The organism is Bordetella genomosp. 2 (assembly GCF_002261345.1).
GTDB lineage: Bacteria > Pseudomonadota > Gammaproteobacteria > Burkholderiales > Burkholderiaceae_B > Bordetella_A.
Window position 1 is genome coordinate 653,967 of record NZ_NEVT01000006.1, and the last position, 15,425, is coordinate 669,391.

Below are 15,425 nucleotides of genomic sequence, written 5' to 3' on the forward strand. Positions count from 1 at the left end.
CCGCCGCCTCAGAGCGCGAAGGCCTGCCAGGCCTTCGCCAGCATGTACGCCGCCAGCGCGAACAGCAGGCAGGCGAATACCCGCTTCAAGGTCGCAACCGGCAGGCGATGCGCCATGTGCGCGCCGGCCGGCGCGGTGAGCACGCTGGTGGCGACCAGGGCCAGCAGCGCCGGCCAGTAGATGTATCCCAGCATGCCGGGGTACGTCGCCGCGCCCTGGTTCAGGCCCGACACCACATAGCCGACGCTGTTGGCCAGCGCGATGGGAAAGCCCAGCGCCGCCGAAGTCGATACCGCGGCGTGCAGCGCCACGTTGCACCACACCATGAACGGCACCGACAGAAACCCGCCGCCCGCGCCGACCAGCCCGGACAGGAAACCGATGCCGGCGCCCACCGCCGTGGTGCCCGCCACGCCGGGCATCTGGCGCGACGGCTTGGGTTTCTTGTTGCGCAGCATGCTCCACGCCGAATAGCCGACGAAGACGGCGAAGAACAAGGACAGCCAGGCCGTGCTCAGCGCCGCGAACACGGCGCCGCCGGCCAACAGGCCGCCGAGGATGATGCCCGGCGCCATGGCGAACACGATCTTCCATTGGATCGTGCCCTTGCGCTGGTGGGCGCGCACGCTGGAAATGGAAGTGAAGAGGATGGACGTCATCGACGTGGCGATGGCGGCGTGCACCACCAGGTCCTGCGGCATGCCCTTCCAGGCGAACAGCATGGTCAGGAACGGCACCAGCAACATGCCCCCGCCGATGCCCAGCAGGCCGGCCGCGAAACCCACCACGGCACCCAGCGCCAGCAGGCAAACCAACAACGTTACATCCACTTCGCTCTCCTCTTGGTAATGAAACAGGTCCGGACCGCCGCCCCCTCCCCGGGGCGGCCTGGTCAGGCAATGATGCCGCCGCCCAGACAGATGTCGCCGTCGTACAGCACCGCCGACTGCCCGGGCGTCACCGCCCACTGCGGCTGGCCGAAAGATAGCTCGAAAGCGCCGTCGTGGCCGGCGCCCTGCAGCATACAGGCTGCGTCGGCCTGCCGATAGCGCGTTTTGGCTCCATAGCCGCCCGTCGCGGGCGGCCGGCCGGCCACCCAGCTGGCGTCCAGCGCGCGCAGCCGGGCGGACAGCAGCCAGGGGTGGTCGTGGCCTTGCACCACATAAAGCACGTTGTTCTTCAGGTCCTTGCGGGCGACATACCAGGCGTCGGCGGTGCCGTCATCGCGCTGGCGGCCCTTGACGCCGCCGATGCCCAGCCCCTTGCGCTGGCCCAGCGTATAGAACGACAGGCCGTGGTGGCGCCCCACCCGCCGGCCTTCCGGGGTGAGGATATCGCCCGGCTCGGTGGGCAGGTAGCGGTTCAGGAATTCCCGGAACGGCCGCTCGCCGATAAAGCAGATACCGGTGGAATCCTTCTTGGCGGCGTTGTGCAGGCCGATCTCGTGGGCGATGCGGCGCACCTCGGTCTTGTGGAGCTCGCCCAGCGGGAACAGGGTGCGCGACAGCTGTGCCTGGTTCAGGCGGTGCAGGAAATAGCTCTGGTCCTTGGAGGCATCCAGCGCCTTGAGCAACTGGTACTCGCGCCCGTGCGGCCCGGCGATGGCGCGTACCCGCGCATAGTGCCCGGTGGCGATGTGCTCGGCGCCGAGCGTCATGGCGTGGTCCAGGAATGCCTTGAACTTGATCTCGGCGTTGCACAGCACGTCGGGGTTGGGCGTGCGGCCGGCGGAATATTCGCGCAGGAACTCCGCGAAGACGCGGTCCTTGTACTCGGCGGCGAAATTGACGTATTCGAAATCCACGCCGACCACGTCGGCCACGCTGGCCGCGTCGAGCAGGTCCTGGCGCGTGGAGCAGTATTCGGAATCGTCGTCGTCTTCCCAGTTCTTCATGAACAGGCCGACGACCTCGTAGCCTTGCTGCTTGAGCAGCCAGGCGGTGACGGAGGAATCCACGCCGCCCGACATGCCGACGACGACGCGGCCCTTGCCGGAGGATGAACGGGGCGTTACGGAAAACATGATGGCGTTATTTTAGTGCCGCGCCGGTTTCGTCGCCGATGCGCGGCTCGGCGGCCATGGAGACCTCCATGAGCCAGGCGCGGAAGGCCTGCAGGATGGGCAGGCTGGCCTTCTGCTCGGGATAGCACAAGTAATAGCCCTGGCGCGCGCGGATGGGCAGTTGCAGGGCCACCGCCAGGCGGCCGTCGCGCAGCTCTTCCTCGACCAGGCAGCGCGGGATGAGCGCGATGCCGAAGCCGGCCGCCGCGGCCTGCGACAGCAGCGAATATTGGTCGAAGCGCGTGCCTTCGAGGGCGCGCCGCGTATCGCAGCCGGCCTGCTCGAACCAGTCGCGCCACCCTTCCAGCGCCGAGGTATGGTGCAGCAGCGGATAGCGCAGCAGTTCTTCGGGCCGTTCGCACCCGTCCGCGATCAGCCGCGGGCTGCACACCGGCACGACATCGCGTCCCACGATGTAGTCGGCGCCGCTGCCCGGCCAGATGCCGTCGCCGAAGCGCACCGCCGCATCCAGTTCGGGGGTGGAGAAATCGTAGCCTTGCCGGTGCGGCAGGAACTCGACGTGGATGTCCGGCCGCACCCGCATGAACGTGGCCAGGCGCGGGATCAGCCAGCGCGCGCCGAAGGTCGGCATGCAGGTCAGGTGCAAGGTCCCGCCCCGGCCCTGGTGGGCGATCAGTTCGACGGTAGCGGCTTCGATCTGGCCGAGGCCGGCCTGGATTTTCTTGAGATAGCTCTGGCCCGCCTCGGTGAGCACCAGGCCTTGCCTGATTCTCAGGAATAGTTCGACGCCGAGGAAGGCCTCCAGATGTTTCACTTGTTTACTGACCGCGCCCTGGGTCACGCAGAGCTCCTGGGCGGCCCGGGTAAAGCTGCTATGCCTCGCAGCCACTTCGAAAGCCTGGAGGTCGGTCAGGGACGGGCAGAATCGGCGCATGGGAGGACGCAGTCGTCGTAATTACTTACAACTCCTGGCATGAGAAAAAGGAATAGCTTACGGAGAATCTTTCGTTTGCGCAAATAGTTGCGGGCGCACAGAATCTTCAGGTTTGCTGTCCGCATACTCAACTTCCTACAGGGGGAATTCATGCAACGTCGCCATGTCATCCTGGGCTTGACCCTCGCCGCGGCCCTGGCCGCTCCGCTGACCGCCGCCCAGGCGCAAGACGCCTATCCGACCAAGCCCATCCGCCTGGTGGTGCCCTTCCCGCCCGGCGGCACCACCGACATCGTCGGCCGCCTGTTCGCCGACAAGCTCGGCCAGGCGCTGGGCCAGACCGTGGTGGTCGAGAACAAGGCCGGCGCCGGCGGCTCGATCGGCAGCGCGCAGGTCGCCAGCAGCGAGCCCGACGGCTACACGCTGGGCATTGCCACCGTGAGCACGCACGGCATCAATCCCGCCATTTACCACAACCTGCCGTTCGACGCGGAAAAAGACTTCACGCCGATCTCGAACCTGGCCGCCGTGCCCAACATCATGGTGATCAACCCCAAGGTGCCGGCCAAGAACATCAGCGAATTCATCGCGCTGGCCAAGAAAGAACCGGGCAAGCTGGCCTATGCGTCGGCTGGCAACGGTTCGGTGTCGCACATGATGGGCGAGCTGTTCAAGATGGCGTCGGGCACCGACCTGATGCACGTGCCGTACCGCGGCGTGGGCCCGGCGCTCAATGATACGCTGGCCGGCCAGGTCGACGTGCTGTATGACAACCTGCCCTCGTCGCTGCCGCACGTGCAGGCGGGCAAGCTGGTGGCCATGGCCGTCGCCGCGCCCAAGCGCGTGGCCGCGCTGCCGAACGTTCCCACTTTCGCCGAAGCCGGCCTGGAAGCGGTGAATGATTCGTCGTGGTTCGGCCTGGTCGGGCCGGGCAATCTGCCCAAGCCGGTGGTCGACAAGCTGCATGCGGCCGTGGTCGAGGTCAGCGCCGACCCGGCCGTGGTGCAGCGCCTGGAAAGCCTGGGCGCCGCGCCTGTCGCCAATACGCCGGAAGAGTACGCCAAGCAGATCTCGGCCGAGATCGCCAAGAACAAGCGTATCGCCAAAGAAGCCAACGTGAAGATCGACTGATCGATCTGCGGCCCCGCCCGCCGGCAGGGCCGCCCTCCTCTTTTCGTAGCTGTATCGATTCCCCATGCTGATCACCCGCCCCCTGTCGTATCGCCTGGCGCTGCCGGCCCGCTATCCGGAAGACGCCGGCGCCCTGGTGCTGGATTCCCCGCACAGCGGCACCACCTACCCGCCCGATTTCGCGCCTTCGGTACCGTTCGCCGCGCTGCGCACCGCCGAAGACACCTGGGTCGACGACTTGTGGGGCGACGCGGTCGACATGGGCGTGCCGCTCATCGCCGCCGCTTTTCCGCGCGCCTATATCGACGCCAATCGCTCGCCCGAAGAGATCGATCCGCAACTGCTCGCCGAACCCTGGCCGCAGCCGCTGCCGGAGTCGCCCAAGGTGCGCCTGGGCAAGGGCCTGATCTGGCGCATGCTGGACGATGGCACCCCGCTGTACGACCGCAAGCTGAGCCTGGACGAGGTGCGGCATCGCATCGAGGCCTGCTGGAAGCCCTACCACGCCGAGCTGGGCCGCCTGCTGGACCAGGCGCATGCCCGTCACGGCCAGGTCTGGCACATCAATTGCCATTCGATGCCGAGCGTGGCCGGCGCCTACGCGACCGACAAGCCGGGGCTGGTGCATCCCGATTTCGTGCTGGGGGATCGCGACGGCACGACCAGCGACCCGGCCTTCCGCGAGTTCGTGGCCGCCTGGCTGCGCGAGCGCGGCTACGAGGTCAGCGTGAACGACCCCTACAAGGGCGTCGAACTGGTGCGCGCCTTCGGCCGCCCGACCGAAGGCAGGCACAGCCTGCAGATCGAAGTGAATCGCAAACTGTATATGGATGAAGTCTCGCTGCGCCCCTCGGAGGGCTACGGCAAGCTCAAGAACGACCTGCGCGGCCTGACCGCCGCCCTGCTCGACTGGACGCGCGCGCAAACGGCCTGACGCCGGACGTGGGTGCGCACGTGGCCGGCGGCAACGCGCCGGTCCTCTCTGACGCCTTGGCCTTGCCAAGGCGTTTTTTTCTGCCGCCATGACAGCGCGCCGCCATGTGGGGCGCCCCCTCCCGGCATCCGCAAGCCGCGCCCCGCCGATTCGTGTATAACTACGCGAACCTTGGAGGAGAAGCGACGATGCAGATCGGTATACCGCGAGAATCCCGCGAGGGCGAGACTCGTGTCGCAGCAACGCCGGAGACAGTCAAAAAATATATAGGCGCCAAGCATACGGTGGTGGTCGAGCGCGGCGCGGGACTGGCGGCGCGCTATCCCGACGATGCCTATGCCGCTGCCGGGGCCGCCCTGGGCAGCGCGCAGGAAGCGCTGGCTTGCGAACTGGTGCTCAAGGTACGCGCGCCCACGGCCGAGGAACTGCCGGCCATGAAACCGGGCACGGTCCTGGCCGGCATGCTCGACCCCTTCGACACCGACGGGCTGGCGGCGCTGGCGGCGGCCGGCCTCACGGCCTTCGCCCTCGAGGCCGCGCCGCGCATCACGCGGGCGCAGAGCCTGGACGTGCTCTCGTCGCAAGCCAACCTGGCCGGCTACAAGGCGGTGCTGCTGGCGGCCCATCACTACGGGCGCCTGTTCCCGATGATGATGACCGCCGCCGGCACGCTCAAGGCGGCCCGCGTGGTGGTGCTGGGCGCCGGCGTGGCGGGGCTGCAGGCCATCGCCACGGCCAAGCGGCTCGGCGCGGTGGTCGAGGCCTCGGATGTGCGCCCGGCCGCCAAGGAACAAGTCGAATCGCTGGGCGCCAAGTTCATCGATGTCCCGTTCGAGACCGACGAGGAACGCGAAATCGCCCAAGGCACGGGCGGCTATGCGCGCCCGATGCCGCCGGCCTGGATGGCGCGCCAGGCTGCCCTGGTCTCGGAGCGCTGCAAGCAGGCCGACATCGTCATCACCACCGCCCTGATTCCCGGCCGCCCGGCCCCCACGCTGCTGTCGGCGGAGACCGTACAGGCCATGAAGCCCGGCTCGGTGGTGGTCGACCTGGCGGTCGAGCGCGGCGGCAATTGCCCGCTGTCCGAGAAAGGCCAGGTAGTCGAGAAGCACGGCGTGACCCTGGTCGGCCTGGCCAACCTGCCGGCCCTGGTGCCGACCGACGCCTCGGCGCTGTACGCGCGCAACCTGCTCGATTTCCTCAAACTCATCACCGATCCCGACGGCGCGCTGGCCATCAAGCGCGACGACGAGATCGTCGCGGCGTGCCTGGTGTGCGAAGGCGGCAGCGTCATCCGGAGGGCCTAGCCATGGAAGCCATCGATCCCACGCTCGTCAATCTGATCATCTTCGTGCTGGCCATCTACGTCGGCTACCACGTCGTGTGGAACGTCACGCCCGCGCTGCATACGCCCCTGATGGCCGTCACCAATGCGATCTCGGCCATCATCATCGTCGGCGCCATGCTCGCCGCGGCGCTGACCGAGGGCGGCCTGGCCCGCGGCATGGGCGTGGTGGCAGTGGCCCTGGCCGCGGTGAATGTGTTCGGCGGGTTCCTGGTGACGCGCCGCATGCTCGAGATGTTCAAGAAAAAGGACAAGAAGCCCGCCAAGGAGAGCAGCCAATGATCTCGCTGAACGTGGTCACACTGCTGTACCTGGTGGCGTCGGTGTGCTTCATCCAGGCCCTCAAGGGCCTGTCGCACCCCACCACGTCGCGCCTGGGCAACGCCTTCGGCATGGCCGGCATGGCCATCGCCGTGCTCACCACCGCCGCGCTCATCGTGCAACTCGCCCGCGCCGGGACGGCCGGTCCGGGCCTGGGCTGGGTGCTGCTCGGGCTGCTGGTGGGCGGCTCTATCGGCACCTTGATGGCCAAGCGCGTCGAAATGACCAAGATGCCGGAACTGGTGGCCTTCATGCACAGCATGATCGGCCTGGCGGCGGTGGCGATCGCCGTGGCGGTGGTGGCCGAGCCGCACGCGTTCGGCATCGCCGCGCCCGGCGCCGCCATTCCGGTGGGCAACCGGCTCGAGCTCTTCATCGGCACCTTCGTCGGCGCCATCACCTTCTCGGGCTCGGTCATCGCGTTCGGCAAGCTGTCGGGCAAGTACAAGTTCCGCCTGTTCCAGGGCGCGCCGGTGGCGTTTTCCGGCCAGCACCTGCTCAACCTGCTGCTGGCCCTGGCCATGCTAGGCTGCGGCTTCTGGTTCATGGCCACCCAGGACTGGACGCCCTTCATCATCATGACCGCCATCGCCTTCGTGCTGGGCGTGCTGATCATCATCCCGATCGGCGGCGCCGACATGCCGGTGGTGGTTTCCATGCTCAACAGCTACTCGGGCTGGGCGGCGGCCGGCATCGGCTTCTCGCTGAACAACCCCATGCTGATCATCGCCGGCTCGCTGGTCGGTTCGTCGGGCGCGATCCTCTCCTACATCATGTGCAAGGCGATGAACCGCTCGTTCTTCAACGTGATCCTGGGCGGATTCGGCGGCCAGGGCGCGGCCGCCGCCGGCGCGGGCGACGGCCAGCAGCGCAGCGTCAAATCGGGCAGCCCGGACGACGCGGCCTTCCTCATGACCAACGCCGAGACGGTCACCATCGTGCCCGGCTACGGCCTGGCCGTGGCGCGCGCCCAGCACGCGCTGAAGGAGCTGGCCGAGAAGCTCGGCGAAAAAGGCGTGACGGTGAAGTACGCCATCCATCCAGTGGCCGGGCGCATGCCCGGCCACATGAACGTGCTACTGGCCGAGGCCGAGGTTCCGTACGACCAGGTGTTCGAAATGGAGGACATCAACGGCGAATTCGGCCAGACCGACGTGGTGCTGGTGCTGGGCGCCAACGACGTGGTCAACCCGGCCGCCAAGAACGACCCGTCCTCGCCCATCGCCGGCATGCCCATCCTGGAGGCCTACAAGGCGCGCACCGTCATCGTCAACAAGCGCTCGATGGCGGCTGGCTACGCCGGCCTGGACAACGAGCTGTTCTACATGGACCGCACCATGATGGTGTTCGGCGACGCCAAGAAAGTGCTCGAGGAGATGGTCAAGGCCGTCGAGTGAGCCACGCCGCGTCCCGCCGGCCATGCGCCTGCCCGCCCGGGCGAGGCGCACGGCCGGGTTAGCGGCGCAGGCGCTCGTCCACGACTTCGATCCAGTGGCGCACCGGCGTGTCGGTGCCGCTTTGCAGGTGCGACACGCAGCCGATATTGGACGAGACGATCACCGGCGGCGCCTGCGGCGCGATGGCGGCCAGCTTGCGGTCGCGCAGCTCCAGCCCCATGGCGGGGTTGAGCACCGAATACGCCCCCGCCGATCCGCAGCACAAGTGCGCATCGGCGAATGGCTGCAAGTCGAAGCCCAGTTCGCCCAGCAGCCGCTCGCTCAGGGGGCGCAGGCCCTGCCAGTGCTGCAGGGTGCAAGGCGGGTGGAATGCCGCCCGGCCGCCCGGCGCCATGCGCTCGCGCAGCGCCTGGGCGTGCGGCGCGACCACTTCGGCCACATCCTTGACCAGCGCCACGATGCGCGCGGCGCGTTCGGCGTAGCGGGCGTCGTGACGCAGGTGATGGGCGTACTCCCTGACCATCGCGCCGCAGCCCGATGCGTTCATCACGATGGCCTCGACGCCGCCCTGCTCCACCAGCGGCCACCATGCATCGATGTTGGCGCGCATCTGGTCGAGCGCCTGCGCCTGGGCATCGAGATGGAAATTCACGGCCCCGCAGCAACCGGCGCCAGGCGCCAGGCGCGCGCCGATGCCGATGGCATCCAGCACGCGGATGGTCGCCGCGTCGATGGTGGGCATCATGGCCGGCTGCACGCAACCGGCCAGCATCAGTACCTGGCGCGCATGGCGCGAGGGGTCTGGCAGCAGCCCGGGATTGCGCCATGCCGGCACTTTGCGCTTGAGCGCGGCCGGCAGCAGCCCGCGCACCATCTGCCCGGCCCGCATCGCCGGGCCGAACAGCGGTGAATTCAAGCCTTTGCGCAACAAGGCGCGGCGCAGGCGGTCGCCCCAGGGACGCCGCACTTTCTGGTCGACGACATGGCGGCCAATGTCGACCAGGTGCCCGTACTGCACACCGGACGGACAAGTCGTTTCGCAATTGCGGCAGGTCAGGCAGCGATCCAGGTGCTGCTGGGTCGCCAGCGTCGGCTCGGCGCCTTCCAGGACCTGCTTGATCAAATAGATGCGGCCACGCGGGCTGTCCAGTTCATCGCCCAATACCTGGTAGGTGGGACAGGTGGCAGTGCAGAACCCGCAGTGCACGCAGCGGCGCAGGATCGCGTCGGCCTCGCGGCCCATGTCGGTATCGCGCGCCCAGGAGGCGAGATTGGTCTGCATGCTGCGCTATAGCTCCAACACAAGGCGGCCTGGGTTGAACAGCCCCGCCGGGTCCAGTTCCTGCTTGAGGCGCCGGGTGATCGCGGCCACGCCAGGCGCCAGAGGATGAAACACCCCGTCGGCGGGAATGGCCGCGCCGGCGGGCCGGAACAGCGTGGCGTGGCCGCCGAGGCGTTGCGCCGCGTCGCGCAGCGCCTGGGCATCGGCGGCCCCGCTCAGCCAACGCTGGCCACCGCCCCATTCCACCAGGACAGGCAGCCCGAAATCCTGCGCCGGCGCGGTCGGCGGCAGCGCCAATCGCCACAGCGGCAGGCCGCGATTGAAGAACGGGTGGGTCTGTTCGCGCAAGGAGGCCCACCACTGGCCGGCCTCGGCCGCTTCGAGCGCCCGCCCGCCGATGCGCGCCGCGGCGGCCCGCACTGCCGGCGGCGCCCCCGACAAGCGCACCGTCACATGGCCTTCATCGCCCTGCCCGGCGGCGCTCCAGCAGGTGGCCGAGACCGGCAGCGGCTGGCCGCGCCATTGGGCGAACAGCGCCAGCGCCTCGTCCTGGGTGGCCTCGAGCCGCAGGCTGCGTTCCTCGAACGGCCGGGGCAGCACCTTGAGCGAGACTTCCAGTATGGCGCCGAATATGCCATGCGAGCCGGCCAGCAGGCGCGAGACATCGTAGCCGGCCACGTTCTTCATGACTTCGCCGCCGAACGACAGGATGCGCCCCTGCGAGTCGAGCAGCCGCGCTCCCAGCACGAAGTCGCGCACCGCGCCGGCCGCCATGCGGCGCGGGCCGGCCAACCCGGCCGCGACACAGCCGCCGACGGTCGCACCGGCGCCGAAATGCGGCGGCTCGAAGGCCAGCATCTGGCCGTGCTCGGCCAGGGCGGCCTCCAGCGCCGACAGCGGCGTGCCGGCACGCGCGGTCACCACCAACTCGGACGGCTGATAGCTGACAATGCCGCTATAGGCGGTCATGTCCAGCAGGCAATGCCCGTCCTGCGGGGTGACGGGACGATAATTGCCATAGAACGACTTGCTGCCGCCTCCCATGACGAACAGCGGCTTGTGGCCGGCACGCGCCGTCATGACCTGGTCGCACAACTCCGACAGGACGAATTCCATGCGCTTCGTCCCGGGGTCTAAAAGCGCGCCAGTTCGGGAAAGCTCAGTTCGCCGGCATGGACGTGCATCTTGCCGTATTCGGCGCAGCGTGCCAGCGTGGGGATCACCTTTTCGGGATTGAGCAGGCCGGGCGGGTCGAAGGCCCGTTTCACGGCCACGAAAGCATCCAGCTCATCGCGCGAGAATTGCACACACATTTGATTTATCTTCTCCATACCCACGCCGTGTTCACCGGTCAGGGTGCCTCCCACTTTGACGCACAGCTCCAGAATGGCGGCGCCGAATTTCTCCGCCCGCTCGACCTCGTCGGGCTTGTTTGAATCGAACAGGATGAGCGGATGCAGGTTGCCGTCGCCCGCATGGAACACGTTGGCGCAGCGCAAGCCGTATTCGTCTTCCATTTGCTCGATGGCGCCCAGCACGCGCGCCAGGTGGCGGCGCGGAATGGTGCCGTCCATGCAGTAATAGTCGGGCGATACGCGTCCCGCGGCCGGAAAGGCGTTCTTGCGGCCCGCCCAGAACGTCAGCCGCTCGGCCTCGTCGCGCGAGACTTGCAGGCGCGTCGCGCCCGCCTTGCGGAACACCGCCTCCATGTGCTCGATCTCGTGCGCCACCTCTTCGGCGGTGCCATCCGACTCGCACAACAGGATCGCCTGCGCGGCCACGTCGTAGCCTGCGTTGACGAACGGCTCGACCATCTGCACGGCCTGGCGGTCCATCATTTCGAGCCCCGCCGGGATGATGCCGGCGGCAATGATGTCGGTGACCGCCTGCCCGGCCGCCTCGACGCTGGAAAAGCTCGCCATCACCACCCGCGCGCACGCCGGCTTGGGAATCAGCTTGACGGTGACTTCAGTCACGATGCCCAGCATGCCTTCCGAGCCGATGAACAGCGCCAGCAGGTCCAGGCCCGGCGCATCCGGCGCCTCGGACCCCAGTTCGACCACATCGCCGTCGATGGTGACGACCCGCACGGCCAGCACGTTGTGCACGGTCAGCCCGTACTTGAGGCAATGCACGCCGCCCGAATTCTCGGCCACGTTGCCGCCTATGGAACAGGCGATCTGGCTGGACGGATCGGGCGCGTAGTACAGCCCATGGGCGGCCGCCGCCTCGGAAATGGCCAGGTTGCGCACGCCGGGACCGACCACCGCCACGCCGGCGGCGGGGTCGATGCGCTTGATGCGATTGAACTTGGCCAGGCCCATGAGCACGCCCTGCGAATGCGGCATGGCGCCCCCCCGACAAGCCGGTGCCGGCGCCGCGCGCCACCAGCGGCACGTTGAGCCGCTTGCACAAGCGCATGATCGCCACGACCTGCTCTTCGGTTTCCGGCAGCACCACCACGGGCGGCAGCGCGCGATACAGCGACAGGCCGTCGCACTCATAGGGACGGGTATCTTCTTCGCGGTGCAGCACGCAGTGCGCGGGCAGCACGCCCAGCAATGCGTCGACGACCCGGGGTGCGGAAAACGACTGCTCCTCGCGGCCGAGATGAGGTTCGACCAATGAATTCATGAGCGCAACAATAGCGCGTGGCCAGGGTTCGCGGCAGGGCGGATTTACCCGCACCCGCCACGCCGGCGGCCCTTGCCGGGCCGAGCGATCACCAGTTGACGATCTTGCCGGGGTTGAGGATGTTGTTGGGATCGAAGGCGTGCTTGAGGCTGCGCATCAGGGAAAGCGCCTCTTCGCCGTGCTCTTCGGCCATGAACTGCATCTTGTGCAGGCCCACGCCATGCTCGCCGGTGCAGGTGCCGTCGGCCGCAATGGCGCGGCGCACCAAATTGTGATTGATTGTTTCAGATTCTTGCCACTCGGCTTCACTGTCGGGATCCAGCAACATCAGCACGTGGAAATTGCCGTCGCCCACGTGGCCCACGATGGTATAGGGAAAGCTGGCGCGATCGAGTTCGTCCACGGTCTCGCGCACGCAGTCGGCCAGCCGCGAGATCGGCACGCAGACATCGGTGGTGCTGGAACGGCAGCCGGGCCGCAGCTGCAGGCCGGCGAAATAGGCATTGTGCCGCGCCGTCCAGAGCCGGCTGCGGTCCTCCGGGCGTTCGGCCCATTCGAAATCCATGCCGCCATGCTCGGCGGCGATGGCCTGGACCGTCTCGGCCTGCTCCTGCACGCCGGCCGGGCTGCCATGGAACTCGAACACCAGCATGGGCGTCTCGCGCAGCGTGAGCTTGCTGTGCAGGTTGACCGCGCGCACGGCCGCCGCGTCCATGAACTCGACGCGCGCCACCGGCACGCCCATCTGGATGATCTCGATCACGCTCTGCACCGCCTCGTCGAGCGAGGGGAAATTGCACACCGCCGCCGAGACGGCCTCGGGCTGCGGGTACAGCCGCACCGTGACCTCGGTGATGATACCCAGCGTGCCTTCGCTGCCCACGAAGATGCGGGTCAGGTCGTAGCCCGCCGACGACTTGCGGGCGCGGCCCGCGGTGCGCACCACGCGCCCGTCCGCGGTCACCACAGTCAGCGCCACGACGTTTTCGCGCATGGTCCCGTAGCGCACAGCATTGGTGCCCGAGGCGCGCGTGGCGGCCATGCCGCCCAGGCTGGCGTCGGCGCCGGGATCGATCGGAAAGAACAACCCGGTATCGCGGATTTCCTCGTTGAGCTGCTTGCGGGTGACGCCGGCCTGCACGGTGACGGTGAGGTCTTCGGCGTTGACCGCCAGCACGCGGTTCATCTGCGACAGGTCGATGCTGATGCCGCCCTGGATGGCCAGCAGGTGGCCCTCCAGCGAGGACCCCGCGCCGTAGGGGATCAGCGGCACGCGGTGCTCGTTGCACAAGCGGGCCACCGCCGCGACTTCCTCGGTGCTGTGGGCGAATACGACCGCATCCGGCAACATGGGCGGATACGGCGATTCGTCCCGCCCGTGGTGCTCGCGCACGGCGTGCGCGACGGACAGGCGGTCGGCGAACAGTGCGCGCAGGGCCTCCAGGCAGGCAGGCGGGACCGGACGACGCAGGGATTCAGCGGGAGCGTTCATGGCGGGTGGCGAATGAAAGAATCGAATCTTTCATTCTACGCCTTCGTCCGGCTATTTCCCCGCGGTCGCGGCGGCGCGGCGGCGTTCCTTCACGGCTCGCGCCAGCCGCTCGAGCACCGCCACCGAGGTATCCCAGTCGATGCAGCCGTCGGTGATGCTCTGCCCATACACCAGCGGCTCGCCCGGCACCATGTCCTGGCGCCCGCCCAGCAAATGGCTTTCGATCATCACGCCGACGATGCGGGTCTCGCCCGCTTCGAGCTGGCGCGCCACGTCCTCGGCCACCAGCGGCTGGTTCTCCGGTTTCTTGCTGCTGTTCGCATGGCTGGCGTCGATCATCAGGCGCTGCGCCAGGCCCGACTTCGCCATGTCCTGGCAGGCCGCGGCGACGCTGGCCGAGTCGTAGTTCGGGGTCTTGCCGCCCCGCAGGATGACGTGGCAGTCTTCATTGCCCGCCGTGGAGACGATGGCCGAATGCCCGCCCTTGGTGACCGACAGGAAATGATGCGGCTGCGAAGCCGCCTTGATCGCGTCGACGGCAATCTTGACGTTGCCGTCGGTGCCGTTCTTGAAACCCACCGGGCACGACAGTCCGGAAGCCAGCTCGCGGTGAACCTGGCTTTCGGTCGTGCGTGCGCCGATGGCTCCCCAGGACACCAGGTCGGCAATGTACTGCGGCGTGATCATGTCGAGGAATTCGCAGCCGGCCGGCAGGCCCTGGGTATTGATGTCCAGCAGCAGTTCGCGCGCCACGCGGATGCCGCGGTTGATCTCGAAGCTGCCGTCCAGGCCGGGATCGTTGATGAGGCCTTTCCAGCCCACCGTGGTGCGCGGCTTCTCGAAATACACCCGCATGACGATTTCCAGCTCGCCCTGCAGGCGGTCGCGCACCGGCTTCAGGCGGCTGGCGTACTCCAGCGCCGCCTTGGTGTCGTGGATCGAGCACGGGCCGATGACGACGATGAGGCGGTCGTCCATTCCATGCAGGATGCGGTGCATCGCCTGGCGCGCGGCGAAGACCGTTTCGGAAGCCTGCTGGGTGCAGGGAAACTCGCGCATGACATGCGAGGGCGGATTCAGCTCTTTGATTTCGCGGATGCGAAGGTCATCGGTGTTGTGCGACACGGTGTGGCTCCTGGGTTGCCCGCCAGGCTGACGGCACAAAAAAGCCGCCAGGGAGCTGGCGGCTTTTTCGAGGGATTCTTTACGGACTTCAGACTGCGCGCGTCCCTTCCTCCGCCAGCGGCTTCAGAAAACCATAAAAATAAAAGTAAAAAGCGGGGGACGCGAATTTCATGACGAAAGACTCTAGCACAAAAATTCCCGCATCGTCCAGGCAAACCCTTGAATCTGCGCAAATAGCCCTCATCCAGCAAGCATGGCCGACCCCTCATCGCTCATGCGCGGCGCGCGGCGCCTGCTGATTCTGGTCGCGCTGGGCGCCGCCGCCTGGTGGGCCTGGCCGCGCCTGCCGGAACCGTGGCGCGCCCCCTGGCATATGCTGCGGCTTTCCGTGCAGCCCGCGCCGACCGCCCTGCCCGTGCCGGTGGCCGGCGTGGGGCCGGACCAACTGGCCGACACTTGGGGCGCGGCACGCGCGCACGGCCGCCGGCATGAGGGCATAGACATCTTCGCGCCGCGCGGCACCGCGGTCCTGTCCACCACGGAGGGCGTGGTGACCAGGGTGGGAACCAACAACCTGGGCGGCCGCGTCGTATGGGTGCTGGGCCCGGGACGGCAGATGCACTACTACGCGCACCTGGACCGCTACGCCGACGTGGCGCCCGGCAGCCATGTCATGCCGGGCACGCCGCTGGGCTATGTCGGCAATACCGGCAATGCCCGCACCACCCCGCCGCACCTGCACTATGGCATCTACCAGGCCGGCGGCGCGCTCAACCCCTACCCGCTGCTGCGCGCGGCGCGCTAGGA

The 15,425-nt window shown here is 67.9% G+C and carries 13 protein-coding genes and 1 pseudogene; 6 read left to right on the forward strand and 8 right to left on the reverse strand.

From position 1 onward, the window contains the following. Positions 1 to 8: 8 nt before the first annotated feature. The 3 genes from CAL24_RS13275 to gcvA all read right to left on the reverse strand — a co-directional run bounded on the left by CAL24_RS13275 (position 9) and on the right by gcvA (position 2,957). Complete coding sequence (locus tag CAL24_RS13275; protein WP_028355760.1) at positions 9 to 830, reverse strand: sulfite exporter TauE/SafE family protein; 822 nt, start codon at positions 828 to 830, stop codon at positions 9 to 11. Positions 831 to 892: 62 nt separating this feature from the next. Then, the gene (gene mnmA, locus CAL24_RS13280; RefSeq protein WP_028355759.1) at positions 893 to 2,023 is read right to left on the reverse strand and encodes a tRNA 2-thiouridine(34) synthase MnmA; all 1,131 of its coding nucleotides are present in this window, start codon (positions 2,021 to 2,023) and stop codon (positions 893 to 895) included. 7 nt (positions 2,024 to 2,030) lie between these two features. Next, positions 2,031 to 2,957, reverse strand: a complete 927-nt coding sequence (gene gcvA / locus CAL24_RS13285; RefSeq protein ID WP_028355758.1) for a transcriptional regulator GcvA — start codon at positions 2,955 to 2,957, stop codon at positions 2,031 to 2,033. 150 nt (positions 2,958 to 3,107) lie between these two features. Between gcvA and CAL24_RS13290 the strand changes: the two genes are divergently transcribed. The 5 genes from CAL24_RS13290 (at position 3,108) to CAL24_RS13310 (ending at position 8,085) form a co-directional block, all read left to right on the forward strand. Continuing rightward, positions 3,108 to 4,088 carry a Bug family tripartite tricarboxylate transporter substrate binding protein gene (locus CAL24_RS13290; protein ID WP_028355757.1) on the forward strand — a complete coding sequence of 327 codons (981 nt, stop codon included), beginning with the start codon at positions 3,108 to 3,110 and terminating at the stop codon, positions 4,086 to 4,088. A 64-nt stretch (positions 4,089 to 4,152) separates the two neighbouring features. Further along, the gene (locus CAL24_RS13295) at positions 4,153 to 5,022 is read left to right on the forward strand and encodes an N-formylglutamate amidohydrolase (RefSeq protein WP_028355756.1); all 870 of its coding nucleotides are present in this window, start codon (positions 4,153 to 4,155) and stop codon (positions 5,020 to 5,022) included. 188 nt (positions 5,023 to 5,210) lie between these two features. After that, on the forward strand, positions 5,211 to 6,329 hold the full coding sequence (locus CAL24_RS13300) for a Re/Si-specific NAD(P)(+) transhydrogenase subunit alpha (RefSeq protein ID WP_028355755.1): 1,119 nt from the start codon (positions 5,211 to 5,213) through the stop codon (positions 6,327 to 6,329). 2 nt (positions 6,330 to 6,331) lie between these two features. Further along, positions 6,332 to 6,649 carry an NAD(P) transhydrogenase subunit alpha gene (locus CAL24_RS13305; protein WP_028355754.1) on the forward strand — a complete coding sequence of 106 codons (318 nt, stop codon included), beginning with the start codon at positions 6,332 to 6,334 and terminating at the stop codon, positions 6,647 to 6,649. After that, positions 6,646 to 8,085, forward strand: a complete 1,440-nt coding sequence (locus tag CAL24_RS13310) for an NAD(P)(+) transhydrogenase (Re/Si-specific) subunit beta (RefSeq protein WP_094806933.1) — start codon at positions 6,646 to 6,648, stop codon at positions 8,083 to 8,085. The genes CAL24_RS13305 and CAL24_RS13310 overlap by 4 nt, the downstream gene beginning before the upstream one ends. Positions 8,086 to 8,143: 58 nt before the next feature. Here CAL24_RS13310 and glcF read toward each other — a convergent pair whose 3' ends face one another. From glcF to aroG, 5 genes and pseudogenes are all read right to left on the reverse strand, one after another. Continuing rightward, complete coding sequence (gene glcF, locus CAL24_RS13315; protein ID WP_094806934.1) at positions 8,144 to 9,367, reverse strand: glycolate oxidase subunit GlcF; 1,224 nt, start codon at positions 9,365 to 9,367, stop codon at positions 8,144 to 8,146. 6 nt (positions 9,368 to 9,373) lie between these two features. Next, positions 9,374 to 10,483: a glycolate oxidase subunit GlcE gene (gene glcE, locus CAL24_RS13320; protein WP_094806935.1), complete on the reverse strand. Its 1,110-nt coding sequence runs from the start codon at positions 10,481 to 10,483 to the stop codon at positions 9,374 to 9,376. Positions 10,484 to 10,500: 17 nt separating this feature from the next. After that, positions 10,501 to 12,001, reverse strand: a pseudogene (locus tag CAL24_RS13325) (FAD-linked oxidase C-terminal domain-containing protein). An 88-nt stretch (positions 12,002 to 12,089) separates the two neighbouring features. Beyond that, positions 12,090 to 13,493 carry an FAD-binding oxidoreductase gene (locus tag CAL24_RS13330; RefSeq protein ID WP_028355749.1) on the reverse strand — a complete coding sequence of 468 codons (1,404 nt, stop codon included), beginning with the start codon at positions 13,491 to 13,493 and terminating at the stop codon, positions 12,090 to 12,092. A 51-nt stretch (positions 13,494 to 13,544) separates the two neighbouring features. Continuing rightward, positions 13,545 to 14,618 (reverse strand): 3-deoxy-7-phosphoheptulonate synthase AroG, encoded by a 1,074-nt coding sequence (aroG, locus tag CAL24_RS13335; protein WP_028355748.1) that lies wholly within the window; start codon positions 14,616 to 14,618, stop codon positions 13,545 to 13,547. Positions 14,619 to 14,871: 253 nt separating this feature from the next. Here aroG and CAL24_RS13340 point away from each other — a divergent pair, with 253 nt between their 5' ends. Beyond that, entirely contained in the window at positions 14,872 to 15,423 is a 552-nt protein-coding gene (locus CAL24_RS13340) for a M23 family metallopeptidase (protein WP_249278539.1), read from the forward strand. Positions 15,424 to 15,425 lie beyond the last annotated feature (2 nt).